This is a genomic window from Stenotrophomonas sp. SXG-1 (genome assembly GCF_014083965.1).
Lineage (GTDB): Bacteria > Pseudomonadota > Gammaproteobacteria > Xanthomonadales > Xanthomonadaceae > Stenotrophomonas > Stenotrophomonas geniculata.
In genome coordinates, this window is the sequence record NZ_CP046588.1 from 2,680,842 (window position 1) to 2,704,423 (window position 23,582).

At 67.2% G+C, this 23,582-nt stretch carries 18 protein-coding genes; 10 read left to right on the forward strand and 8 right to left on the reverse strand.

All coding sequences use genetic code 11. The annotated features are described in order from the left end of the window. Positions 1–49: 49 nt before the first annotated feature. The 3 genes from lldP to GOC52_RS12290 all read right to left on the reverse strand — a co-directional run bounded on the left by lldP (position 50) and on the right by GOC52_RS12290 (position 3,274). Positions 50–1,708: an L-lactate permease gene (gene lldP / locus GOC52_RS12280; protein WP_191849563.1), complete on the reverse strand. Its 1,659-nt coding sequence runs from the start codon at positions 1,706–1,708 to the stop codon at positions 50–52. Positions 1,709–1,932: 224 nt separating this feature from the next. Then, entirely contained in the window at positions 1,933–2,385 is a 453-nt protein-coding gene (locus GOC52_RS12285) for an MgtC/SapB family protein (RefSeq protein WP_005410036.1), read from the reverse strand. A gap of 130 nt (positions 2,386–2,515) precedes the next feature. Next, positions 2,516–3,274 (reverse strand): SDR family NAD(P)-dependent oxidoreductase, encoded by a 759-nt coding sequence (locus GOC52_RS12290; RefSeq protein ID WP_191849565.1) that lies wholly within the window; start codon positions 3,272–3,274, stop codon positions 2,516–2,518. A 446-nt stretch (positions 3,275–3,720) separates the two neighbouring features. On the opposite strand from GOC52_RS12290, the gene GOC52_RS12295 reads away from it, so the two are divergent. Then, a complete protein-coding gene (locus GOC52_RS12295; RefSeq protein ID WP_010485049.1) occupies positions 3,721–4,674 on the forward strand; it encodes a helix-turn-helix transcriptional regulator in 954 nt (317 codons plus the stop codon). A gap of 210 nt (positions 4,675–4,884) precedes the next feature. Here GOC52_RS12295 and GOC52_RS12300 read toward each other — a convergent pair whose 3' ends face one another. From GOC52_RS12300 to GOC52_RS12310, 3 genes are all read right to left on the reverse strand, one after another. Further along, the gene (locus GOC52_RS12300; protein ID WP_191849567.1) at positions 4,885–6,795 is read right to left on the reverse strand and encodes a CocE/NonD family hydrolase; all 1,911 of its coding nucleotides are present in this window, start codon (positions 6,793–6,795) and stop codon (positions 4,885–4,887) included. A 222-nt stretch (positions 6,796–7,017) separates the two neighbouring features. Continuing rightward, a complete protein-coding gene (locus tag GOC52_RS12305) occupies positions 7,018–7,404 on the reverse strand; it encodes a DUF4440 domain-containing protein (RefSeq protein ID WP_010485044.1) in 387 nt (128 codons plus the stop codon). Beyond that, positions 7,401–8,762 carry an MFS transporter gene (locus GOC52_RS12310; RefSeq protein WP_191849569.1) on the reverse strand — a complete coding sequence of 454 codons (1,362 nt, stop codon included), beginning with the start codon at positions 8,760–8,762 and terminating at the stop codon, positions 7,401–7,403. Before GOC52_RS12310 ends, GOC52_RS12305 begins: the two co-directional genes overlap by 4 nt. 105 nt (positions 8,763–8,867) lie before the next feature. On the opposite strand from GOC52_RS12310, the gene GOC52_RS12315 reads away from it, so the two are divergent. Beyond that, positions 8,868–9,773 (forward strand): LysR family transcriptional regulator, encoded by a 906-nt coding sequence (locus GOC52_RS12315; RefSeq protein WP_191849571.1) that lies wholly within the window; start codon positions 8,868–8,870, stop codon positions 9,771–9,773. Positions 9,774–9,897: 124 nt separating this feature from the next. Here GOC52_RS12315 and GOC52_RS12320 read toward each other — a convergent pair whose 3' ends face one another. After that, positions 9,898–12,693, reverse strand: a complete 2,796-nt coding sequence (locus tag GOC52_RS12320; RefSeq protein WP_191849573.1) for a beta-glucosidase family protein — start codon at positions 12,691–12,693, stop codon at positions 9,898–9,900. A 338-nt stretch (positions 12,694–13,031) separates the two neighbouring features. Here GOC52_RS12320 and GOC52_RS12325 point away from each other — a divergent pair, with 338 nt between their 5' ends. Next, entirely contained in the window at positions 13,032–13,466 is a 435-nt protein-coding gene (locus GOC52_RS12325; protein WP_010485036.1) for a VOC family protein, read from the forward strand. Positions 13,467–13,738: 272 nt separating this feature from the next. Further along, on the forward strand, positions 13,739–14,443 hold the full coding sequence (locus GOC52_RS12330) for a helix-turn-helix domain-containing protein (protein ID WP_010485034.1): 705 nt from the start codon (positions 13,739–13,741) through the stop codon (positions 14,441–14,443). A gap of 9 nt (positions 14,444–14,452) precedes the next feature. Here the strand turns inward: GOC52_RS12330 and GOC52_RS12335 are convergent, their stop codons facing one another. Next, entirely contained in the window at positions 14,453–15,331 is an 879-nt protein-coding gene (locus tag GOC52_RS12335; protein WP_238794399.1) for a sterol desaturase family protein, read from the reverse strand. Between the two features lie 116 nt (positions 15,332–15,447). On the opposite strand from GOC52_RS12335, the gene GOC52_RS12340 reads away from it, so the two are divergent. The 6 genes from GOC52_RS12340 to GOC52_RS12365 all read left to right on the forward strand — a co-directional run bounded on the left by GOC52_RS12340 (position 15,448) and on the right by GOC52_RS12365 (position 23,576). Further along, the gene (locus GOC52_RS12340) at positions 15,448–16,398 is read left to right on the forward strand and encodes a LysR family transcriptional regulator (RefSeq protein ID WP_010485030.1); all 951 of its coding nucleotides are present in this window, start codon (positions 15,448–15,450) and stop codon (positions 16,396–16,398) included. Positions 16,399–16,490: 92 nt separating this feature from the next. Further along, a complete protein-coding gene (locus tag GOC52_RS12345) occupies positions 16,491–17,141 on the forward strand; it encodes a DsbA family oxidoreductase (RefSeq protein ID WP_049454629.1) in 651 nt (216 codons plus the stop codon). 35 nt (positions 17,142–17,176) lie between these two features. Continuing rightward, the gene (locus GOC52_RS12350) at positions 17,177–18,184 is read left to right on the forward strand and encodes a cyclase family protein (protein ID WP_049454631.1); all 1,008 of its coding nucleotides are present in this window, start codon (positions 17,177–17,179) and stop codon (positions 18,182–18,184) included. A 241-nt stretch (positions 18,185–18,425) separates the two neighbouring features. Next, positions 18,426–19,040, forward strand: a complete 615-nt coding sequence (gene imuA, locus GOC52_RS12355; RefSeq protein WP_049481974.1) for a translesion DNA synthesis-associated protein ImuA — start codon at positions 18,426–18,428, stop codon at positions 19,038–19,040. Between the two features lie 9 nt (positions 19,041–19,049). After that, positions 19,050–20,459: a Y-family DNA polymerase gene (locus tag GOC52_RS12360; RefSeq protein WP_191849575.1), complete on the forward strand. Its 1,410-nt coding sequence runs from the start codon at positions 19,050–19,052 to the stop codon at positions 20,457–20,459. 6 nt (positions 20,460–20,465) lie between these two features. Next, positions 20,466–23,576: an error-prone DNA polymerase gene (locus GOC52_RS12365; protein WP_049481972.1), complete on the forward strand. Its 3,111-nt coding sequence runs from the start codon at positions 20,466–20,468 to the stop codon at positions 23,574–23,576. The last annotated feature ends 6 nt before the right edge of the window (positions 23,577–23,582 follow it).

Sequence of the window (23,582 nt, forward strand, 5' to 3'; positions counted from 1 at the left end):
CCATTGTGGCCCGAAGCGCGCAGCGGGTGGTCGGCCAACCGTGCATGGCTCAGGGAATCATCCAGGTCAGCCAGTAGGCCTGGGCCAGGGTGATCAGGCCGACCATCGTGGTGAAGATCAGGCTGTGCTTGACCGTGAAACGGAACAGGTCCGATTCCTTGCCGGCCAGGCCGACCGCTGCGCAGGCAATGGCGATCGACTGCGGCGAGATCATCTTGCCGGTGACACCGCCAGTGGTGTTGGCCGCCACCAGCAGCACGTCGGACACGCCGATCTGCTGCGCGGTGGTTGCCTGCAGGGCCGAGAACAGCGCATTGGACGAGGTATCCGAACCGGTCAGGAACACGCCCAGCCAGCCCAGGAATGGCGAGAAGAACGGGAACGCGTCGCCGGTGTGCGCCAATGCCAGCGCCAGCGTCGCCGACAGGCCCGAATAGTTGGCGATGAAGGCGAAGGCGAGCACCATGCCGATCGAGTAGATCGGCATGCGCAGCTCGCGCACGGTTTCGCCGAAGGTGCGCAGCGCCGACCGCGCCGGCATGCGCAGCGCGATGATCGCGATCACCGCAGCGAGGATGATCGAGGTACCGGTGGCCGAGAACCAGTCGAACTTGTAGACGGCTTCGTAGCTCAACGGTGCATCCACGATCGGCGGCATCTTCTGCACCATCTGGTCCAGGCCCGGCACCGGGATCTTGAGCACCCAGCTTTCCAGCGGGCCACCCGCCGCGAACAGCGACTTGAACGGCTTGATGCTCCACAGCGTGACCATCGCGGTGAGGATCAGGAACGGCGACCACGCCCTGGCGATCTGGCCAACGCTGTAGCGGGGCGCTTCCAGTGCCTGTGCGGCCGCCTCGGCGCTGGTTTCGGTATCGAAGCGGAAGATCCGCACCGGCTTCCAGCGGCGCAGGAACAGGGTCAGGCACACCAGCGACGCCAGCGACGCGGTGATGTCCGGCAGTTCCGGACCGATGAAGTTGGAGGTCAGGTACTGCGCGATGGCGAACGAGCCACCCGCAACCAGCACCGCCGGCCACGTTTCCCTGATGCCGCGCCAGCCATCCATGATCGCCATGATCCAGAACAGCACGATGATGGTCAGGAACGGCAGCTGGCGGCCGGCCATCTGGCCGATCTCGAATGCATCCAGGCCGGTGACCTGCCCGGCCACGATGATCGGAATGCCCATTGCACCGAACGCCACCGGCGCGGTGTTGACGATCAGGCACAGGCCGGCGGCATACAGCGGCTTGAAGCCCAGCCCGACCAGCAGTGCCGCGGTGATCGCCACCGGCGCACCGAAACCGGCCGCGCCCTCCAGGAAGGCACCGAAGGCGAAGCCGACCATCAGCATCTGCAGGCGCTGATCCTCGGTGACCGAGAGGATCGAGGCGCGGATGATGTCGAACTGCCCGGTCTTGACCGAGACCTTGTAGAGGAATACGGCACCGATGATGATCCAGGCGATCGGCCACAGGCCATAGACGAAGCCGAAGCCGGCCGCGCCAAGCGCCTGGCTCAGCGGCATGCCGTAGAACAGCAGGGCCACGCCGAGTGCGATGGCCACGGTGATCGTGCCGGCCAGCCAGCCCTTCATGCGCAGCACGGCCAGGGCAATGAAAAAGAACGCGATCGGCAGCAGCGCGATCAGGCTGGACAACCACAGGTTGCCGGCGGGGTCGTACAGGTGTTGCCAGGGCTGCATGAAGACTCTCGACTGGATGCGGAAGGTGCCCCACCGCAGGCGGTGGGTCGCCGTGACTGTCGATTATTGGTCGTACCAATAAAGATTTCGATCAGACCACTTGCAGCGGATTTAACCGCCACTCCGACGAAGAGCCTATTAGACCATAGCGCTAGATGCAATATTGGTCCGACCATTCAGGCCGCCATGGTAGTGCCGGCCGCTGGCCGGCAACTCGAGATTCCTTACGAGATCCGTTTCTCCAACCGCCGCATCACCGCCAGCACCAGCACGCACAGCACGCTGACGCCGATCGCAATCACGTATTTACCGATGCCCACGGCGATGCCAATGGCCGCCGCCATGATCAGTGAGCTTGCGGTAGTCAATCCGCTGACCTGGTCTTCGCGTGAGCCGCGCAGGATGGTGCCAGCGGCAACGAAGCCAACACAGGCCACCACCGCTTCGATCAGACGGACCGGGTCGACCTGCAGCAGGTCGCGATAGCGCTCCTGCTGGAAATGCTCAGCCACCGAGTCGCCGAGGCCGACAATCAGTGCGGCGGCACCGGCGATCAGCATGTGCGTGCGCAGGCCCGCCGCGTGCTTGCCCATCTCGCGCTCGACGCCGAGCACGCCGCCGAACAACATGGCTGCGGCCACGCGCAGCAGGATCGAGACATCCTGGGTGAGTTCCATGGGAGAGGCTCCGGGATTTTCCCGGAGCGTCGCGCGGCAGCCGTGGCACAACGGTGAAGGCCGCACCACAGCCCGTTCACCCGGCAGCGCCGGGCCCTGCCCGGCATCACCGTCGCCTGCGATTACCGCATCATTGCGCCAGATAGCCACCATCGATGGCGTAGTACGCGCCGGTCGCGAACGAGGCATCGTCGCTGGCCAGCCAGGCCACCAGCGCCGCAACTTCCTCGGCCGTGCCCAGCCGCTTCAATGCATGGCGGCCTTCCAGCGTGGCGCGCACCTTCGGGTCCATCTTCTCCAGCAGCGGTGTGCTGATGAAGCCCGGGCCGACCGCGTTGACACGGATGCCGTCGGCCGCATGTTCCCAAGCGGCGGTCTGGGTCAGCCCAACCACGCCGTGCTTGGCCGCCACGTACCCAGTGGAACCGGCATAGCCCACCTGGCCCAGGATCGAGGCCATGTTGATGATGCTGCCGCCGGTTCCAGCGGCTCGCATCGCCTGGATCTGCGCACGCTGGCACAGGAACACGCTGGTGAGGTTGACGTCGATAACCCGCTGCCAGCCATCGATCGGATAGTCACCGCTGCTGGCAGCCGGCCCGCCGATACCGGCGTTGTTGACCGCCACATGCAGGCCGTCGAGTTCCTTGATCGTGCGCTGCACTGCCGCCTCCACCGCAGCGTCGTCGGTGACGTCCAGCGCGATGCCGATGGCCTGTGCACCCGCATCCCGCAACTGCGCCACGGTGGCATCCACCGCATCCTGCTTGAGGTCCCAGACCGAAATACGGGCACCGGACGCGGCCAGGGTCTGCGCCACAGCCAGGCCTATACCGGACACGCCGCCGGTCACGATCGCGGTCTTGCCGGTGAGCTGGTAGTCAATCATCTGCGTTCTCCATCAGTGGGGGTATCGAAGTGGCCTGCAACAGCCAACCGCCCTACCCTACGCGTGCGCCCGTGATGGCCTGGCTGACATCGCGTCCATGGCGGATCGTTCCAGCCATGAAACCTCAACTCAAGTTGATGTATGGAATTGCGTACGGATATGCATGCAAAACGCTGGCGTATGTTCGGCGGCATTTTCACTTTGGCCGTAATCGTCAATCGTTTTGACCATATTTAAATCAAAAGCGCGCGAATCGAGGCGACAATGGGAAACGTTTCCATTTTCTCCGACACATTCAATTCAACCTGGTGTTCCCCCCACACTCCAGAGTGCCCATGCCACTGCTTCCCAGCATGTCTCACGGGTAACGACCGGATCTGCATCTGTGTTGCAGAGTGCGTGGGCGAGGTAATGCCAGCGTCCACCTCCAAAGCACGTGCCGAGCGATGTCCCGATATTTCACTTTTGCTGATTACCGCCGCTTCGGCCACCGCCATGGCTTCGATTACCGCGCCGACCCGGAACACCTGCGCGACGACCAGTGGGCCGGCCATGGCGAGGTCAACGAGCAGTTCCTGCGCGGCGGCATGAGCCTGATCGCCTCCGACGTCCATAATCGCTTTCCTTATGTGGCGACCGCCCATCAGAGTCCCGGCCTGGCCATCCGCGTGATGCTGCAGGGCCAGGTCGATGTGCGCATTCCGCGACGCGCTGGTTTCACCCTGCGCGCTGGCACGGCAATGACCGCGCACCACCGCGAACAGGTCGAGATGACGGGTGCGCATCCCGGCGAAACGCGCATGCGCGGCGTCAGCGTGATGGTGCCCGGCCAGATCGACCCGGACCTGTTCCATCTGCCGCAGCTGGAAACCGCGCTCAACACGCACCTGGAATGCCGCCACTGGGCCATTCCGCATACCCTGCTGCCAGTGCTGGGCCAGCTGTTCGACAGCCCATGGGAGGACGGCATCGACGCCTTGTGGCGCGAAGGCGTCGCACTGCAGCTGCTGGCCGTTGGCCTGAAGGCCGAGGATCTGCAGACCGACCATGTACGAACGCTGCGCGCGGGCCAGCGCGAGCGGCTGGAGCGTGTGCGCGCCTACCTGCACGACGATCCCAGCCATGCCCACAGTCTGATCGAACTGGCCCAGTTGGCCTGCATGAGCCCGAGCTCGCTGCGCCGTCATTTCGCCCAGCAGTACGGCTGCTCGGTATTCGACTACCTGCACGAGCAGCGCATGCGCCACGCCGAACAGGGGCTGCGCGAAGACGGATGGACGGTTGAGCAGGCCGCCGCCGCCAGTGGTTACCGCCACCCCAGCAATTTCGCCGCTGCATTCCGCAAACGTTTCGGCCTGGTACCCAGCCGCTGGCGCACGGGCCCCTCGAAGGTGGGCTGAAGGCTGGTGCCCTGATAGGTGCCGACCTTGGTCGATCGGCATGCCATGGCCCAGCCCTGGCAGGTGTCGACCTTGGTCGACACGCTCCCGTGCCATCGCGGAGGCCGGCCAGCGGCCGGCACCATCAACGCCGCCGGGCATGGCCCGGCGCTACCGACACCGCACATCCCCGGGTAGCGCCGGGCCATGCCCGGCGTCACCCTGGCCGCTTCAATACACCGGCAGATCGATGTAGCTCGCCTGTGCCGCGCTGTGCCAGACCCGCTGCGTGGCCTTCTGGTAATCGCCCGGCTTGGCCAGGTAGATGTTCGGCACGTAGGTCTGCGGGTTGCGGTCGTACAGCGGGAACAGGCTGGACTGCACCTGCACCATCACCCGGTGCCCCTTCTGGAAGGTGTGGTTGGCGTTGGGCAGATCGAAGCGGTACGGCAGCACTTCGTTGGCCGCCAGCGGCTTCGGATCACTGAAGCTCTCGCGGTAGCGGCCACGGAAGATTGCCAGCGACACCGGCAACTCATAGCCCCCCATCTCCGGCGTGGACGCTTCCTGGTCCGGATACACATCGATCAACTTCACCACCCAGTCGCTGTCGGTGCCACTGGTCGAGGCCTGCAGATGCACCACCGGTGCGCCGCCGATGCGCAGCGGCGCGGCCAGCGGTTCGGTGATGAAGGTCAGCACGTCCGGGCGACCATCGACGAAGCGCTGGTCCTTGACCAGCCAGGTGGTCCACATGTCGCGGTCACCGAAACGTACCGGGCGCGGCACGAACGGCACCGGCTTGGCCGGATCGGACACATACTCCTCGAAGTCGCCCTCGCCCGCCGCCGGCGCCTGGAACGCCAGCTTGCCGCCGGCGCGCAGGAACAGCGGCTTGCTGCTGGCGGCACAGCCCTTGTCGCAGCTGCGCGGCCAACCCTTCAGGCGATCCCAGTGGTTCTCACCGGTGTTGTAGATCAGCACCGGCGGCGTGTCCGCCTTCGGCGCACCGTCCACCAGGTACTGGTCGAAGAACGGCTTGAGTACATCACGGCGGAACTGCAGCGCGGTATCGCCATCGAACTTCAGCGCGCCCAGTTCGCTGCCGCTGTAGTTCACCTGGCTGTGCCGCCACGGCCCCATCACCAGGTAATTGCGGTTGTTGCCGCTGTCGCGCCCTTCCATTGCCTGGTAGGCATGGTTGGCACCCAACATGTCCTCCTGGTCCCACAGGCCCTGCAGCCACATGGTCGGCACCTTCAGCGGTGTTTTCGCCATCACCGCATCCAGCGCCTGGCCCTGCCAGAACCCGTCATAGGCCGGATGCTCGACCAGCTTCTTCCACCAGGTCAGCTGGTCCACACCGGTGAAGCGCGCGTAGTCGCCGGCCGAACCGATGCGCAGGAAGGTGCTGTAGTCGTCGTAGCCGAGGCTGGGCAGCGGCGTGCCCTTGCCGCGCTTCTCGGTCTGCATCGCGAAATAGTTGAAGTTGACCTGGCGGAACGCACCGTGGTTGAGCCAGTCGTCGCCCATCCAGCCATCGACCATCGGGCTCTGCGGCGCAGCCACCTTCAGTGCCGGATGCGGGTCGGTCAGCGCCATCACCACGGTGAAGCCCTCGTACGACGAGCCGAGCATGCCGACCTTGCCATTGCTCTCCGGTACGTTCTTCACCAGCCAGTCGATGGTGTCCCAGGCATCGGTGGAGTGGTCCACCTTGGTGTTGTTCAACGGCCCGCGCAGCGGCCGGGTCATCACGTAATCGCCTTCGGAGCCGTACTTGCCGCGGATGTCCTGGAACACGCGGATGTAACCGCCGTCGACGAACACCTCGTCGCCCTGCGGTAGCAGGTCGCGCATGCGTGGCGAATCACTGCGGCTGGCGCGGCCAGCGGCATCGTAAGGTGTGCGGGTCAGCAGGATCGGCGCGTTGCGGGCGCCCTTGGGCACCACGATCACCGTATACAGCTTGGTGCCGTCACGCATCGGCACCATCACCACGCGCTTGTCGTAGTCGCGACCGACATCAGGGGCAACGAAGGGCTTGCCGCTGATGTCCGGGGTCATCGGCGGGGTATCGGCGGCCAGCACGGTGCTGGACAGGCAAAGGGCAATGGCTACAGCGACGGCACGCACACGCATGGACAACCCCTCCCGGCAGGAAAGCCTCAAGCCTACTCCTGCCCCGAGCCGTGAAGTGTGTGCGGGCTTTGCATTCTGCGGTGGATGCAGGCAGGACTGATGGCACATGTGCTGCCCGACGGGCACGCATCCATCTGGCCGTTGTAGAGCCGAGCCCACGCTCGGCTGGGGCCACCGCAACCTCCCCGAAGAGCAGCCGAGCCTGGGCTCGGCTCTACAACATCAGGCTGCCGTTACTTCATGCAACGCCAGCCAACGCCAACGGCCGTCTTCCTGCCGCAGCACGGCCAGTGCTTCACGCCAGGCCATCCCACCTTCAGCAACGCCCTGCCCTTCACGGTAGCGCAGCATCACCAACGGTGCCGGCACCGCAATGAACTGCAGGGCATCGATTTCGATACGCAAGCCCGGGCGGGCACCATGGCCGCCAGCGAACATGCCGGCCAGGGCTTCGCGGTCCAGGCGCTGCCCGGCAATACCGACCATGCTGAAGTCGGTGCAGAAATGATCCATCAGCGCATCCAGCGTACTGGCGGCTGCTTCCGCACGGAACCAGGCCTGCAGCTTGGCGATCAGATCATGGAACTCGTTCTCTGCGGTCATCGTCATTGCATTGTCTCGGGTTGGGAAAGAGAGATCGATTGCGGCCGGCGCAGCAATACCATCGGCAGCAGAGTCAGTAGGGCGGCCAGCCCCAGCGCCACGCGCGTGGCGTTTGCCGGCAGCCATTGCATGGCCAATGCCAGCAGCAGCGCAATGGCGGCGGTACCGAGGCAGAAGCTGAGCTGACGGTTGAGGTTCCAGAGGGCACTGGCATCGCCCAGCGCTTCACCCTCCACGCCATGGAAGGCCAGCGTCTGCGCCGTGCTGCTGCACAGGCTGCCGCCCGCCCCCATCAGCGCGAACAACAGCGCGGCCAACGCGAAGGCCGGCTGCGGCAGCAGCGCCATCAACAGCAGGCCGCTGGCCTGCAGCAGCATGCCCGTACGCAGTACCGTGGCCGGGCCGAAGCGAGCCAGCAGGCGCTTGCTGGCCGTGATCGCAGTGGCCGAGGCCAGCGCCCACGGCAGCATCAGCGCGCCGATGCGTGCCGCGCTGTAACCGGCCTGGTGGAGCTGCAGGGTACTGACCAGCTGGCTGCCGATGAATACACCGGGTACGGCCAGATAGATCAGCATCGCCAGCCGCAGCCCACGATGCGACAGCAACGACCAGCGCAGGAGGGGCTGCGCCTGCCGACGCGCATGCCGCAGGTGGGCCACCGCCAGCAGCAGTGCGACCAGCAACAACACGGCACCTGCGCCGCGGTGTCCGGACTCACCCAGCCAGGTCAGCGCCAGCAGCAGCGCGCCCAGCGCCAGCATCGCGGTGGACAGCGCATAGGCCTGCAGCCGCGGCGCACTGCGCACGCCATCGGCCGGCATCCATGCCAGCACAAGCGCGATCGCCACCACCGCCAAGGGCAGGCTGGCCCAGAGCACGCCTCGCCAGGCCAACCACTGCACCAACAACCCGCCCAACGCGGGCGCCAGTGCCGGTACCAGCAGCGCCACCAGCAGGATGCGCCGGGTCAGCGCGCCACGCTGGTCAGGCGTGCATTGTCGGTACGCTGCCGCCTGTGCCACCGGAATCAGCAGGCCACCGGCCAGCCCCTGCAGCAGGCGCCAGCCCAGCAGCCAGCCGATACCCGGTGCGGCGCCGGCCAGCACAGCGGCAACCGCGAACAACAGCAACGCCACCAGCAGCAGGCGACGCTCACCACAGCGCGCGGCCAACCAAGGCGCCAGCGGAATCACCACGCTCAGGCCCAGCATGTAGGCGGTGCCCACCCAGGCCAGGGTACCGACATCAGCGTGCAGTTCCGCTGCCAGTGCCGGATAGGCCACCGTGGCGATGAACATGTTGACCAGATCCAGGGCGAACACCAGCAGGAAGATCGCCTCATGGCGCAGGCGGGGGGACGGCATCGGCGGCGCTCCAGCAGGGAAGCGGCCAGCATGCCGTGCGGGCCTTGTTGGAAAAACACGACGACAGCTGCAACACTGTCAAATCTGTTTTGACAATGGACCGCCATGGTCAGCCTCGATCGCTTCGATATCTTCCGCGCCGTGGTCGAGGCCGGCAGCCTGACCGCCGCCGCCGACCGCCTGGGCCTCAGCCGCGCGGTGGTCAGCTTCAACCTGAGGCGGCTGGAACAGGAGCTGGGCGTGACCCTGCTGCTGCGCAGTACCCGGCACCTGTCCCTGACCGAGGCTGGCGAGCAGTTCCTGCAGCACTGCGTGCAGGCGCTGGACGCCGCCCAGGCGGCGATCGATGCCGCGCGCCGCGACCAGCACCAGCTTCAGGGCGTGCTGCGCCTGACCACCACGCCGGAGTACGCCCAGCTACGCTTGATTCCTGCGCTGGAGGCGTTCCGTGCGCGGCACCCGGCGCTGCAGCTGCACCTGTCCACGTCTCCCGCGCCGGCGGACCTGATTCCCGAACGCTTCGATCTGGCGATCCGCCTCGGCCGTCTGCCGGATTCGGGCCTGCACGCCAGCGAATTGGAACGCCATCCACTGTGCCCCGTGGCGGCTCCGTCCCTGCTGGCACGCCTGCCCTCTGCCGATGCTGCCGACGACCCCGTGCAGCTGGGCACCCTGCCCCGCCTCGGCTACCCGCGCCTGGCCGACGTGCCGGTGGTGGCGCCGGATGGCAGCGACGCCCTGTTTGCCACCAGCCCGGGCAATGCGGTGGTGCGCGTAGATGGTGCCAGCAGCCTGCGTGCCTTCGCCGTGGCCGGCGCCGGGGTCACCGTGCTGCCACGCTGGCTGATCGAGGACGACCTGGCCCAGGACCGGCTGCGCCCGGTGCTGCGCCAGCACCGCTTCCCGCAGCAGAGCGTGTACGCGGTCTACCCGCACAGCACGCAGCCCTCACCGAAGGTGCGGCAGCTGATTGATTTCCTGCGCGGATGGTTTGGCAGCGCGCCTGTGTAGAGCCGAGCCCATGCTCGGCTGCGTGTCGGCTCGGCCTTGGCCGTTCATCAGCCGAGCGTGGGCTCGACTCTACAGAAACACCTCAAACAAACACGGCCCCTTCCGGGGCCGTGTCTTCAAGGCCTCAGCGCAGCACCTGCTCCACCAGCTGCACGTCCACCGTCTGCAGCGGCTCGGCAGCATTGCGCGACAGCTGCACCTGGTAGGTGCCGCCGTCGATCTTCCACTGGCGGGCCTGCGCATCGTAGTGCGCCAGCGTCTTCGGCTCGGCTTCGATGCGGATGCGGCGCTGTTCGCCCGGCTGCAGCTGCACCTTGTCATAGCCGATCAGGCGGATCGGCGTGGTGCTGCCGGCCGGCAGCTTCAGGTACAGCTGGGCCACGTCGGCACCGGCGCGCTTGCCGGTGTTGCGGATGTCCACGCTGGCGACCAGGCGCGAGCCTTCCACGCTCACCTTGAGGTTTTCATAGGCGAACGAGGTGTAGGACAGGCCATGACCGAACGCGAAGGTGGGCTTCAGGCCCTTGGCCGCCATCCACTTGTAACCGACGTTGGCACCTTCGATATCGAAATCGAACACATCACCGAACGGCTTGGCCGGCTTGAAGCCGAGGCCGTCGATGTGCGGGCGCGGCAGCTGCGATTCGTCCACCACCCAGGTCACCGGCAGGCGGCCGGACGGATTGACCTGGCCGGTCAACAGCGCGGCAATGCCTTCGCCACCGCGGATGCCCGGGTACCAGGCCTGCAGCATCGCCGGCACCTGCGCCAGCCATGGCGTGCGCACCGGGCCATTGGTTTCCAGCACCAGCACGGTCTTCGGGTTGGCCTTGGCCACCGCCGAGATCAGCGCGTCCTGGTTGTCCGGCAACTGCATGTCCGGCAGATCCACCGATTCGGCGGCCCACTGGGTGGCGAACACGATGGCGACGTCGGCCTGCGCGGCAGCCCTGGCCGCGGCGGCGGCGTTGGTGCCGTCCACGTACTCGATGGTCGCGTCCGGACGCGCTGCGCGCAGCGATTCCAGCGGCGAGGACGGGTGGAAGATCACCGGGCCCGGCCAGGTGGTCGGCAGCACGCCCGGCACCGCATTGGTGCCCTTGGCGGTCACGCCCACCATCGACGAACCACCGCCACCGATCACGCCCTTGTCGGCGTGGCCACCGATGATGACGATGCGCTTCACCGTGTCGGCAAGCGGCAGCAGGTTGCCTTCATTGCGCAGCAGCACGCTGCCCTCTTCCACCGTGCGCTGGGCGACGGCGAAGCCGGCCTCGGCATCGACCTTCTGGTGCTGCGGCGGGTTGTCGAAGTTGCCATGTAGGAACATCGTGCGCAGGATGCGCGCGACCATGTCATTCAGGCGCGCCTGCGGCACCACGCCGCCATGCACGGCCAGGCGCAGCGGCTCATCGAAGAACACCGCCGCGTCGAACACTTCGCCGGCCGACTGCTGGTCCAGGCCGGCCAGCGCCGCCTTCGAACCGCTGTGCACGCCACCCCAGTCGGACATCACGAAACCGGGGAACTTCCATTCCTGCTTCAGCACCTGGTTCATCAGGTAGCCGTTCTCGCAGCCGTAGGTGCCGTTGATCTTGTTGTACGAGCACATCGCCACGCCCGGGCGGCCGGCTTCCAGCGCGATCTCGAAGGCCAGGAGGTCCGACTCGTGCATGGCCTGTTCGCCAATGCGCACGTCGTGGAAGTTGCGGCGGGTCTCCATGTCGTTCAGCGCGAAGTGCTTCATCGAGGAGATCACGTGCTGGCTCTGCACGCCCTGGATCAGCGCGCCGACCATCGAACCGGCCAGCAGCGGATCTTCACCGGCATATTCGAAGTTGCGGCCATTGCGCGGATCACGCTGCAGGTTGACGCTGCCCGACAGCAGGATGTTGAAGCGCTGCTGCCATGCCTCGCGGCCCATGGTCGCGCCACCCGCGAAGGCGACCTGCCGGTTCCAGCTCGATGCGGTGGATGGGCCCGATGGCATCGCCGTGGCGAAATCACCGGGGCGGATGCCGCCCGGATTGGTCACGCCGACGCCGGCATCGGCCGACTGCTGCGACGGAATGCCCAGCCGCGCCACGCCCGGCACGAAACCGGCCGAACCGACCGCGCCTTCCGGCAACGGGCCACCGTCCTTGCCCAGCCCGAAGTAGCTGTGCAGCATCTGGAACTTCTCATCCTCGGTCATCGCCTTCAGCAGCAGCGCAGCGCGTGCATCGGCGTTGAGGCTGGTGTCCATCCACGGCGTGTCGCCGCGCTTGTCGGCGGCATAGGCCAGGGTCAGCAAGGTGGCGCGCAGCGTGCTGCCGGTCACCTTGAACGGCGCACTGCTGGCGGCCTGGAAGCCGTCGCTGAAATAGCTGGCATCGGCTTCCAGGGCGACACGCGCCGGATCGAAGCCGGCGGCCTTGGCCGATTCACCGGCCACCGCGCCGAGCAGCACCGCCGGCGCCCCCAGCCGCGAACGGGTGACCAGCGCCGGCAGCTGCGCGGCACCTGCGCCGGCATCGGTATAGACCGCCACGGTGTGGCGGCCATCGTCCAGACGCAGGTAATTCAGGCCCGGTTGGTCGGGGCCGGATTCAGCGGCGATCGGCAACCGGGTCAGCACGGCCTGGCCGCGCTGGATCTGGCCATCGTCCCTGCCGGCGGCGATGAAGCGGTACTCGTAGCCCAGGCCATCGGCCAGCACCTGCAGCGGATCGACCTGGCCGATGCCGCGCTGCACTTGGCGCACGCTGACCGCGTCCACCTGCAGGGTCTTCAGCTGGGCGGCCAGGGCCGGCATCGTCTCGGCGGTCGGGGCCTGTTCCAGGGTCAGCACAGTGAACGCGGCGGGGTCGGCCCAGGCCGGGGCGGCCAGTGCGACAGACAGGGCCAGGGACAGTGCAAGCGGCTTTGTAAACGTTTTCATCGGCAGGCGTAATTCCGTTGCCAAGGCAATCGGTCCAGGGAAAGTGCCGCCGAAGGGTGCAGCGTTCATGCCGCGCAGGAATTGCCAGGCAACCTCCCGCAGGCCGAAGGACGGGCCGGTCTGCGCCTGGGACCCTCCTCCCGGCGTGACAACCTGCCTGTCCGGGCCGCGCAGGGCGACCCAATCCTGTGAAGATTGTGCGAGGGCGTTCACACCTGTCAACAGGACCTAAGTCACAGAGGCAACCCGGCCAGCGGTTATCAGGCCATCACCGGCGGTCATCAGCAGGCCGCGTGGGGCTGCCGATAATGAGGTGTCACCGGCCCTGGACCCCGCCCATGAACATACACCGCGACTTCGATCATCTCTGGCGTGACCGCTGTGATACCTCCACCCAGCGCAGCCCACGCGTGCTGATCCGGGTATTCGTTGCCCCTGGCGAACTGGAGCGCAGCGTGGCGTTCTACGAGCAGTTGCAGGGTGTGGTGGCCGATGCGGGCTTCCCGTTTCCCGATGCCGGCCTACGCCTGGCGATGGTCGGTGCATTCCTGCTGATCGAAGGTTGCGATGAGGCGCTGGCGCCATTCACTTCGACCACGGGGACGCTGCTGGTCGATGACGTTCGGCCCTATCACGACAAACTGGTCGCGGCCGGTGCCGAGATCATCTTCCCGCTGCAGGTGGTGCCGACCGGGGCGGCGTTCAATGCGGTGCATCCCGATGGCACGGTGGTCGAGTACGTGCATCACCGGCCGGATCCGCACGGGCGGTGAGAGTGCGCCCGGCACCCGCAGAGGCAACGGCCAATGCAACAGCAGAAGCAAAAGCTGGGTTCCTGTGGGGTGGCGGGGTGGGTCCGGTTGCGGGGGACGGCGCAAGTACGTCCATGTAGCCTCGGTCGCGCCATCCATGGCGCTCACGCCCCTGCAACCGGACCCACCCCGCCTTCGACAATTCGCCGCAATCTGCAGTAGATCCACGCCAGGCGTGGATGCTCTTCGATCAATCGTCGAATTAATCGATTTCGATGGAGATTCATCCACGCATGGCGTGGATCTACAATCCCTCCATGTCCTCCCCCGCCCTGCCCTGGAATGGCACGCTGCTGCTGGATGCTCACGTGGCGGTGCTGCAGGGCCATGCCGGTGACAGCAGCGTACATGCGCACTACGCCCATCAACTGCTGCTGAGCGACGGTACGCCCTGGCAGGTCGAAGTCGATGGCGTACGGCAGCAGGGCCAACGGCTGTGGCTGCCCTCCTTCCAGACGCATGCGATCCTGTCGGCGCCGGAAGCGGGCTGCACGGTGTTCCTCGAACCCGCGCATGCCGATTCCACGCAGATCCAGCAGCATCTGCACGCACTGCCGGGCAATACCATGGAGCTACGCGACTGGCTGCCACGGCTGAGCCGCCCACAACCGCTGGACCGCCGCGTGCAGGCGGCATTGGCCCGTATCGCCCAGCACCTGCCTGACCCGGTGCCGGCCGCCGATATCGCCGAGGCGGCGCACCTGTCGGCCAGCCAGCTGCACCGGCGTTTCCAGTCCGACCTGGCGGTGACACTCCGCGGCTGGGTACTGTGGCAACGCCTGCGCAATGCACTCACGCATCATCTGCACGGCCACAGCCTGACCGACAGTGCGCATGCCGCTGGATTCGCCGATCTGGCCCATCTGTCGCGCAGCCTGCGCCGCATGTTCGGCATCAGTGCCGCGCAACTGCAGGGCCTGCAGCTGCACGCGGCCTGACACGACCCATCATCCGCGCCTGCGCAGACCTTCCGGCAGCTCCGGCACCTCGCCATGTGGCAGTTCGCGGAACGGCGCCAGCAGTTGCCCGGGGTAATCGCGCGGATAGTCCGGCTGGCTGCCGATGCCGAGGTCGCGATGCTGCAGCCGATAGCCCGGCGCATCGAAAGCGGTCCCCAGCAGGTGATCCCAGACGGTCAGGAACAGGCCGAAGTTGACGTCGCCGGCGGTGCCGTAACGCATGTGGTGGAAGCGGTGCAGCGGCGCCCAGGCCATCACCCGGCCCAGCACGCCGGGACGCATGTCCACGTTGGAGTGCTGCAGCAGCAGCTGGATGGCGATGGCGAAGGCCAGCACCGCCGCCACCGGCATCGTCAGGCCCAACAGCAGCAATGGCAGCACACCGCCCACCGCTTCGGCGGCCTGGTGCAATGGGTGTTTCATCAGCCCGTTGAAACCGTACATGCGGGTCACGCTGTGATGCACGGCATGCAGACGCCATAGCCAGCCGATGCGATGGCTGGCGTAGTGCACCAGGGTGATGCCGAGATCGGCAGCGATGATCGCCACCAGTAGCTGCAGTGCGAACGGCCACTGCAGCGGCCACAACTGCCACGGAATGATCGCCGCCAGCAGCGGCACCGCGGCGATCGACAACAGGTTCAGGCCTTCGTTGACCAGCGCATGCAGGGCGTCACGCACACGGTCGCCGTGGTCGCGGTTGAACGCAGGGTCATACGGCCAGGCGCGCTCGGCGACGAACGAAACCGCAATGGCGATCGCCAGCAGGGCCAGCAGCCACAACGGATCGCCATGGCAGTGGCCGACCCAGACGACGGCAGTGGCGACGAATCCAAGCAGGAACAGCGGGGCATACAGGCGGAGCATCCAGTGCTTCATGGGCAACCCGGGAAGTGAGGGGCCTGCATGCTGGCGTGGCGTGTGGGTTGCGGGCTTGAACAAACGGCGCAACCCTGCGGGCACCACGCTTCCCACATCCACGCATGGCGTGGATCTACAATGACGCTCTCATCGCGCCCGGGACCGGCATGGACTCCTTCAACCTGATGCGCGCCTTCCGCCGCATCGTCGAACGCGGCGGGCTCGCTCGTGCCGCCGAAGACCTGGGCATGTCGCCGGCCGGCCTGAGCAAGCAGTTGCGCACGCTGGAAACGCACCTGGGCGTGGTGCTGCTGCAGCGGACCACGCGGCGCATGAGCCTGACCGAAACCGGCCACGCCTATTACCGCGAATGCTGCCGCCTGCTCGACGAGCTGGAAGCGCTGGAACGCGGCATCGCCGAACAGCGCGGCGAGGTGGCCGGACGCCTGCGCGTGAACGCGCCGCAGTCATTCGCACTGAGCACGCTGTCGCCGCTGCTGCCGCGCTTCCTGCAGCAGCATCCACAGTTGTCGCTGGACCTGGTGATGGAAGATCGCCTGCTCGATGCAGTCGGTGAGGGTTTCGATGTGTCGCTGCGGCTGCGTGCCGAACTGGATGATTCACGCCTGGTGGCGCGCCGGCTGGCGTCGCTGCAGCAGGTGCTGTGCGCGGCCCCGTCCTACCTGCGGCAGCATCCGGCACCGCAGGCGGTGGACGATCTGCAGGCGCACAGCGTGCTGGCCTACAGCCTGTCCGACTCCCCCGGCAGCTGGCCGCTGCTCGGTCCCGATGGCCAGGTGACAATCACCCTGCCCGCGCGCGTCACCGTCAACAACAGCTTGCTGCTGCGCGACCTGCTGGTGGCCGGCATGGGCATCGGTGCCCTGCCCTCGTTCCTGGCCGCGCCGGCACTGGCCCAGGGCGAACTGCAGCAGGTGCTGCCCGACCACCGCTATCCGCCGCGCTTCGTGCATGCGGTCTACCCCACATCGCGCCATCTGCAGCCCAAGGTACGCGCCTTCATCGATTTCCTGCACGCCGAGCTGCCCGGCTGCGCCGGCCTGGATTCGTAACCGCCAGCGAAAACTGAGCTGCCCGCGGCGTGCTGTTTCGGCCACGCCGCGCTGCCTAATCTGCCGCCTCCCCTCTCACCGATGGCAGGCAGATGTCTTCCGTTCCTTCCCCCGCCACCGCCGCGCCGGTGGTCGATTTCTTCCACGACGTGGTCTGCGGCTGGTGCTTCGTGCTGGCCCCGCGCCTGAAGCAGGTCTCCGCCGAACTCGGCATCCAGGTGCGCCACCGCAGTTTCGTGCTGCAGGACTCGCGCGCGCAGATGGTCGAGGTGTTCGGCTCGATGGAGCGCGCCAAGGCGATCATCCTGCGCCACTGGACCGACTGCGCCGCGCATGAAGACACAGCGCGCATCGATATCGAAGGCATGCGCGCACAGGACTTCGAGTATCCGTCCGGCTGGCTGGGCGCACTGGCCTGCCAGGCTGCCGGCATGCTCGGTGGCAACGACGCCCATGGCGCGATGTTCGATGCCGTGCAGTGGGCGCACCTGCACCAGCACCGCAACATCGGCGACGCCGAAGTCCTGCTGGATATCGCCGAAGCGCTGGGCCATCCACGTGGCGCCTTCGCTGACCACATGCGCAGCGACGCAGTACGCCAGCGCGTGCAGGTCGATCGCGCCGAAGCCGCTGCCCTCGGCGTCCGCTCCATTCCCACCGTGATCGGCGGCAACGGCCTGCGCCTGCAGACCCTGCCGCTGCCACACCTGCGCCAGGCCCTGGCGCACCTGGTCGCGGCCTGAGCCGCGCCCTCCCCCACCCTGCAAGGAGATTTCCCATGACCCCACGCACCCTGGCCACCGCGCTGGCCCTGCTGCTGGCCGGCACCGCAGCTTCCACCACCGTGTCCGCGCACGAACGCGTACCCTCCGGCCAGCAGGTCGGCACCAGCCCCTGGGGGCCGAAGGACGAGATCGGCCGCCTCAACCTGATCACCGAGGCCTCGCGTGCGGCGATCCTGTCGCGGGTCAGCGGCGGCAAGGCCTATGACCTGGCCACCGAGTACTACGTCGGCATGCCCAGCTGGCAGGATGCCGGCGACCCGCACTACCAGTTCTGGATGACCCACACCCCGCGCGGCACGGTGATGGATGATCCGATGGGCGTGGGCGAAACCATGAACCTCACCCGCAGCTACACCGGCACCGCGTTCTCGATGTACAGCCACACCGGCACCCACATCGATGCGCTGAACCACTTCGGCATCCATGGAAAGATCTGGAATGGCTTCGAGGCCGACAAACACCTCGGCGACCGTGGCTGGAAGGTCACCGGCATCGAGAAGTTCCCGCCGTTGATCGCGCGTGGCGTGCTGATCGACGTGGCCACCGCCAAGGGCGTGGACATGCTGCCGGACAGCTACCGCGTCACCCGCCAGGACCTGAAGGATGCGCTGGCACGCCAGAAGGTGAAACTGCAGCAGGGCGACGTGGTGCTGATCCGCACCGGCCGCATGCGCCTGTTCGAACAGCCCAAGGCCTACATGGCCAACCCGCCGGGCATGGGCCTGGACGCGGCGCGCTTCCTGATCGAGGACAGCGGCGCGATGATCGTCGGTGCCGACAACCTCAGCTTCGAGACCTTCCCCTCCGAGGTGTCCGACGACTACGTGCCGCTGCACACCTACCTGCTGGCCCAGCAGGGCGCGCCGATCATCGAGCTGGTGGCGCTGGACGAACTGGCCCACGACAAAGTCTACGAGTTCGCCTTCATCGGCGGCCCGCTGAAGATCCGCGGTGGCGATGCCGCGCCGCTGCGCCCGGTCGCGCTGCCGGTCCGCCCGTAACCGGGGGCATACCCGGGTAGCGCCGGGCCATGCCGGGGGGCCGACCTTGGTCGGCACCCCTACCCCTTCAGCAACCTGAAATCTGATCCTCCGATTTCATTAGTAATTCTACTCACAAGGCGAGTAGCATGTCCCGTCTCAGCCCCTGATATCGGCCCGTCGATACTCGCATCATGCTCGCCGTTTCCGCCCGTTCCTGCCGCTTCCAGCCTGCCCGGCGCCTCCCCTGGAGGACCCGCTGATGGGTGCCGTCGTCGCCCTCGACCGGCTGCTTGACGGCCGCCAGCTGTGGCGCGGCCCGGCCCGCCAGGGGCCGGCCAGCGACCATCTGGCCAGCGGTCACCCGGCACTGGATGCGCGCCTGCCCGGCGGCGGCTGGCCCAGCAGCGGGCTATGCGAGGTACTGCAGGCCGCGCCCGGCGTCGGCGAACTGGCCCTGGTCTGGCCAGCGCTGGCGAAGCTGAGCCAGCGCGACCGCCCGATCGTGCTGGTCGCCCCGCCCTATCGCCCGCACGCTCCGGCCTGGGCAGCGGCCGGGCTGGATCTGGCCCAGCTGCAGATCATCCACGCCGCGCCGAAACAAGCGTTGTGGGCCACCGAACAGTGCCTGCGCTCGGCCGCCTGTGCAGCAGTGCTGTGCTGGCCACACCAGCCCGATGACCGCTCACTGCGCCGCCTGCAGGTGGCGGCCGACAGCGGCCAGTGCCTGGGCTTCGTGTTCCGCGAGGCGCAGGCGGCGCGCAATCCCTCCCCGGCCAGCCTGCGCCTGCAGCTCGACCACGGCCAGGTGCGGGTGCTGAAGTGCCGTGGCGGCCTGCCGCCGGCGCAGCCGTTGCCGCTGGCCATCGCCCACTGAGGCCGCGCCATGCACTGGGCCTGTCTGTTGTTGCCGCAGCTGGCGCTGGACAGCGTGCTGCGCCTGCAGCCCGACCCGCAGCGGCCACTGGTGCTGCTGCAGGGGCCGGCACAGCGTCGCGTACTGCGTGCGGTCAGCCCGGCCGCCCGCGCAGCGGGGCTGCGCCCGGGCATGCTGCTGTCGGCTGCGCAGGTACTGGTGCAGGACCTGCATCTGCACGATTACGATCCCAGCGCCGAACAGCACACCCGGCAGCTGCTGGCCAGCTGGGCCTATGCCTACAGCTCGCAGGTCAGCCTCGATTTTCCGCACGCGCTGGTCATGGAAATCGGTGCCAGCCGTGCCCTGTTCGGCGACTGGCTGACGATCGAGCAGCGGCTGCGCAACGAACTGCATGAGCTTGGTTTCCGCCATCGCCTGGTGGCCGCGCCCACCGCGCATGCCGCGCGCGTGCTGGCCAACGTTCACGACGGCCTCGGCATCGATGCGCAGCAGCTGCCAGCGGCACTGGCGCAGCTGCCCTTGCCGCGCTGTGGCCTGCCCAGCGAAGCAGTGACCGTACTCGGCCGTTCCGGCCTGCGCACGCTGGGTGCGGTGCTCGAGCTGCCGCGCGACAGCCTGGCCCGGCGCTTCGCACCGGACGTGCTGCAGCAGCTGGATGCGCTGCGCGGGCTGCCCACCGCGCCACTGCGCTACTACCAGCCACCGGACCGTTTCGATGCGCGCATCGAATTCGAATACGAGATCGAATCCAGCCAGGCCCTGCTGTTTCCGCTGCGTCGCCTGCTGCTGGACCTGGCCGCATTCCTGTGTTCGCGCGATGGCGGCGTGCAGCGCTTCGACCTGCATTTCGAGCACGACATGCTGCCGGCCAGCGTGCTGACCATCGGCCTGCTGGCGCCCGAGCGCGATCCCGCGCTGCTGTTCGAGATCGCACGCAACCGCATGGAAGCGTTTGCCCTGCCGGCCGGCAGCCGCGCACTGCGCCTGCAGGCCGAGCAGCTGCCACCGTTCGTGCCCGCCGCGCGTGACCTGTTCGATACCCGGCCGGCACAGGCGATGCCCTGGAACCAGCTGCGCGAGCGCCTGCGCGCGCGGCTGGGCGATGACGCCGTGCAGCCGCTGGCGGTGCAGGCCGACCATCGCCCCGAACGCGCCAGTGGCATCCAGCCGCCAGCCAAGCCTCCGTCGTACTGGCCACTGCGCCCCGGCTGGCTGCTGGACACGCCGCAACCACTGCGTGATCCGCGGCTGCGCATCGTCACCGGACCGGAGCGGATCGAATCGGGCTGGTGGGACCAGGCCGATGCACGGCGCGACTATTACGTGGTGGAAACTGCTCACGGCCAGCGCGGCTGGGTCTTTCGTGAGCGCAACGACCCGCATGCGCCGTGGATGCTGCACGGCTGGTTCGGCTGAGCCGCCATGCACGACGAACTGCCCGGCTACGCCGAACTGCACTGCCTGTCGGCCTTCAGTTTCCAGCGCGGTGCTTCGATCGCCGAAGAGTTGTTCGCGCGCGCCGCCGGCCAAGGCTATCGAGCGTTGGCGATCACCGACGAATGCTCGCTGGCCGGCATCGTACGTGCCTGGCAGGCGGCGAAGACGCATGGCGTGGCGCTGATTGTCGGCGCCGAATTCCAGGTCGAGGATGGGCCGAAACTGGCTCTGCTGTGCACCGACCAGGCCGCCTATACGGGGCTCTGCCAGTTGATCACCACCTGCCGGCGGCGGGCCGCCAAGGGCGAGTACCGCTGCCTGCGCGAGGACCTTCTCGGCCTGCCCGTCGGCCTGCTGTGCCTGTGGCTGGACCGGCAACCGGCCGCCACCGACCTGGAACTGCTGCGCGCCGGCTTCGATGATCGGCTGTGGCTGGCGGTGGAGCTGCACCACGAGCACGACGACGCACGCCGCCTGCAGCAGCTGCAGGCTTTCGGCGAACGCCACCGCCTGCCGCTGGTCGCCAGTGGCGATGTGCACATGCACGTGCGACGCCGCCGCGCCCTGCAGGACACGCTGACCGCGATCCGCCACCGCTGCAGCGTGGCCGAAGCTGGCTGGCGCCTGTTCCCCAATGGCGAGCGCCACCTGCGCCCACGCACCGCACTGACCCAGTTGTACCCGCCTGAGCTGCTGGCCGAGACCCTGCGCATCGCCGAGCGCTGCCACTTCACCCTGGAACAGCTGCAGTACACCTATCCGCGTGAGCTGGTGCCCGAAGGGCATGATCCGGACAGCTGGCTGCGCGTGCTGGTCGAGCGTGGCATCCCGTGGCGCTGGAAGAACGGCATCCAGCCGGCACAGCGCGAGCAGATCGAACACGAACTTGCGTTGATCAAGCAGAAGAACTACGCCTCCTACTTCCTCACCGTGCAGGACATCGTGCGCTTCGCGCGCAGCCAGGACATCCTCTGCCAGGGCCGCGGCTCGGCGGCCAACTCCGCGGTGTGCTTCGTGCTGGGCGTGACCGAGATCGACCCGGCGCGCAGCAACCTGCTGTTCGAGCGCTTCATCTCCGCCGAGCGCGACGAGCCACCGGATATCGACATCGATTTCGAGCACGAGCGCCGCGAGGAAGTGCTGCAGTACGTGTTCAAGCGCTATGGCCGCGAGCGCGCCGCACTGACCGCAGTAGCAATCAGCTACCGTGGCCGCAGCGCGATCCGCGACGTGGCCCGTGCACTCGGCCTGCCGATGGACCAGGTCAACGAACTGGGCGCGGCGATGGACCACTGGGGCGGCCACGTACCACTGCCGGAGACCCTGCGCGAGCGCGGCTTTGATCCGGAAACACCGCTGATGCGGCGGCTGCTGGCACTGACCACCGAGCTGATCGATTTCCCGCGCCACCTGTCGCAGCACCCGGGCGGCTTCGTGATTTCAGAGCACCCGCTGTCGACGCTGGTACCGGTGGAAAACGCAGCGATGGCCGACCGCACCGTCGTCCAGTGGGACAAGGACGATCTGGATGCCACCGGCCTGATGAAGGTCGACTGCCTGGCGCTGGGCATGCTCACCGCCATCCGTAAATGCCTGGCGATGCTGCAGCAGCACGGCCTGCACAGTGGACGCATGGATGCGATCCCTGCCAAGGATACGAAGACCTACGACATGATCTGCGCCGCCGACACCATCGGCGTGTTCCAGATCGAATCGCGTGCGCAGATGGCGATGCTGCCACGCCTGCAGCCGCGCTGCTTCTACGATCTGGTGATCGAAGTGGCGATCGTGCGCCCCGGCCCGATCCAGGGTGACATGGTGCATCCCTATCTGGAACGGCGGAGGATCCTGCGCGAGCAAGGCCCAGAGGCACTGAACGATCCGGACAATCCGCTCTACCCACCGCAGCTGGAACGCGTGTTCGCGCGTACGCTGGGCGTGCCATTGTTCCAGGAACAGGTGATGCAGCTGGCAGTGGAAGCAGCAGGTTACACACCTGGCCAAGCCGATGCCCTGCGCCGCTCGATGGCGGCATGGAAGCGTCGTGGCGGCCTGGAACCGCATCGGGAGAAGTTGCTGGCCGGCATGTTGAAGAATGGCTTCAGCCGCGACTACGGCGAGCACCTGTTCGAGCAGATCAAGGGCTTCGGTGATTACGGTTTCCCGGAAAGCCATGCTGCCAGCTTCGCCCTGCTGACCTATAACAGCTGCTGGCTGAAGTGCCATCATCCCGCCGCGTTCACCGCCAGCCTGATCAACAGCCAGCCGCTGGGGTTCTACAGCCCCGACCAGCTGCTGCAGGATGCACGCCGCCATGGCATCGGCGTGCTGCCGGTGGACGTGCGCCACAGCGACTGGGACTGCACGCTGGATTTCAGCAAGGGACCGGCGGCGATCCGGCTCGGCCTGCGCCTGATCGATGGCTGCAACGAACCCGTCGTGCAGGCCATCATGCGCGAACGTGCGCAGCGCCCGTTCGACGATGTGGGCGACCTGTGCCAGCGCACCGCACTGGACCGCCGCCAGCAGGGCCTGCTGGCCGATGCCGGTGCACTGCGTGGGCTCAGTGGCCATCGCCATCGTGCACGCTGGGATATCTCCGGCGTGGAAAACCGGCTGCCACTGTTCGACCAGGCCCGCGCCACTGCCGAAGCCCGCGTGCCGTTGCCCCTGCCCAGCGCCTGGGAGGACATGCAGGCCGATTATCGCAGCACCGGCACCACACTTGGCCGCCACCCGATCTCGTTCCTGCGCGCGCAGCTGCGCAGCCGTGGCTGTCTGGACGCTGCACAACTGGCCGGGCATGGCCATGGCCGTCGCGTGCGCATCGCTGGCCTGGTACGCATGCGCCAGCGCCCGCAGACCGCCAGCGGCGTCACCTTCCTCACGCTCGAAGATGAGACCGGCATGGTCAACGCCGTGGTCTGGCGACACCTGGCCGATCGCCAGCACCGGGTGCTGGTCGATACCCAGCTGATGCAGATCGATGGCCGCCTGGAACGCGTCGATGGCGTGCAGCACGTCATCGTGCAGCGCATGCACTGCCTGGATGAACTGCTGCAGGGACTGCGCAGCCACAGCCGCGATTTCCACTGACGATAC

Coding starts and splice junctions, on each gene's coding strand:
- GOC52_RS12290 (WP_191849565.1), bottom strand. CDS start 3,274: ATGATTGACTACCAGCTCACCGGCAAGACCGCGATCGTGACCGGCGGC.
- GOC52_RS12320 (WP_191849573.1), bottom strand. CDS start 12,693: ATGAAAACGTTTACAAAGCCGCTTGCACTGTCCCTGGCCCTGTCTGTC.
- GOC52_RS12360 (WP_191849575.1), top strand. CDS start 19,050: ATGCACTGGGCCTGTCTGTTGTTGCCGCAGCTGGCGCTGGACAGCGTG.
- GOC52_RS12285 (WP_005410036.1), bottom strand. CDS start 2,385: ATGGAACTCACCCAGGATGTCTCGATCCTGCTGCGCGTGGCCGCAGCC.
- GOC52_RS12315 (WP_191849571.1), top strand. CDS start 8,868: ATGGTCAGCCTCGATCGCTTCGATATCTTCCGCGCCGTGGTCGAGGCC.
- GOC52_RS12310 (WP_191849569.1), bottom strand. CDS start 8,762: ATGCCGTCCCCCCGCCTGCGCCATGAGGCGATCTTCCTGCTGGTGTTC.
- GOC52_RS12325 (WP_010485036.1), top strand. CDS start 13,032: ATGAACATACACCGCGACTTCGATCATCTCTGGCGTGACCGCTGTGAT.
- GOC52_RS12335 (WP_238794399.1), bottom strand. CDS start 15,331: ATGCTCCGCCTGTATGCCCCGCTGTTCCTGCTTGGATTCGTCGCCACT.
- imuA (WP_049481974.1), top strand. CDS start 18,426: ATGGGTGCCGTCGTCGCCCTCGACCGGCTGCTTGACGGCCGCCAGCTG.
- GOC52_RS12300 (WP_191849567.1), bottom strand. CDS start 6,795: ATGCGTGTGCGTGCCGTCGCTGTAGCCATTGCCCTTTGCCTGTCCAGC.
- GOC52_RS12340 (WP_010485030.1), top strand. CDS start 15,448: ATGGCGTGGATCTACAATGACGCTCTCATCGCGCCCGGGACCGGCATG.
- GOC52_RS12350 (WP_049454631.1), top strand. CDS start 17,177: ATGACCCCACGCACCCTGGCCACCGCGCTGGCCCTGCTGCTGGCCGGC.
- GOC52_RS12365 (WP_049481972.1), top strand. CDS start 20,466: ATGCACGACGAACTGCCCGGCTACGCCGAACTGCACTGCCTGTCGGCC.
- GOC52_RS12345 (WP_049454629.1), top strand. CDS start 16,491: ATGTCTTCCGTTCCTTCCCCCGCCACCGCCGCGCCGGTGGTCGATTTC.
- lldP (WP_191849563.1), bottom strand. CDS start 1,708: ATGCAGCCCTGGCAACACCTGTACGACCCCGCCGGCAACCTGTGGTTG.
- GOC52_RS12330 (WP_010485034.1), top strand. CDS start 13,739: ATGGCGTGGATCTACAATCCCTCCATGTCCTCCCCCGCCCTGCCCTGG.
- GOC52_RS12305 (WP_010485044.1), bottom strand. CDS start 7,404: ATGACGATGACCGCAGAGAACGAGTTCCATGATCTGATCGCCAAGCTG.
- GOC52_RS12295 (WP_010485049.1), top strand. CDS start 3,721: ATGTCCCGATATTTCACTTTTGCTGATTACCGCCGCTTCGGCCACCGC.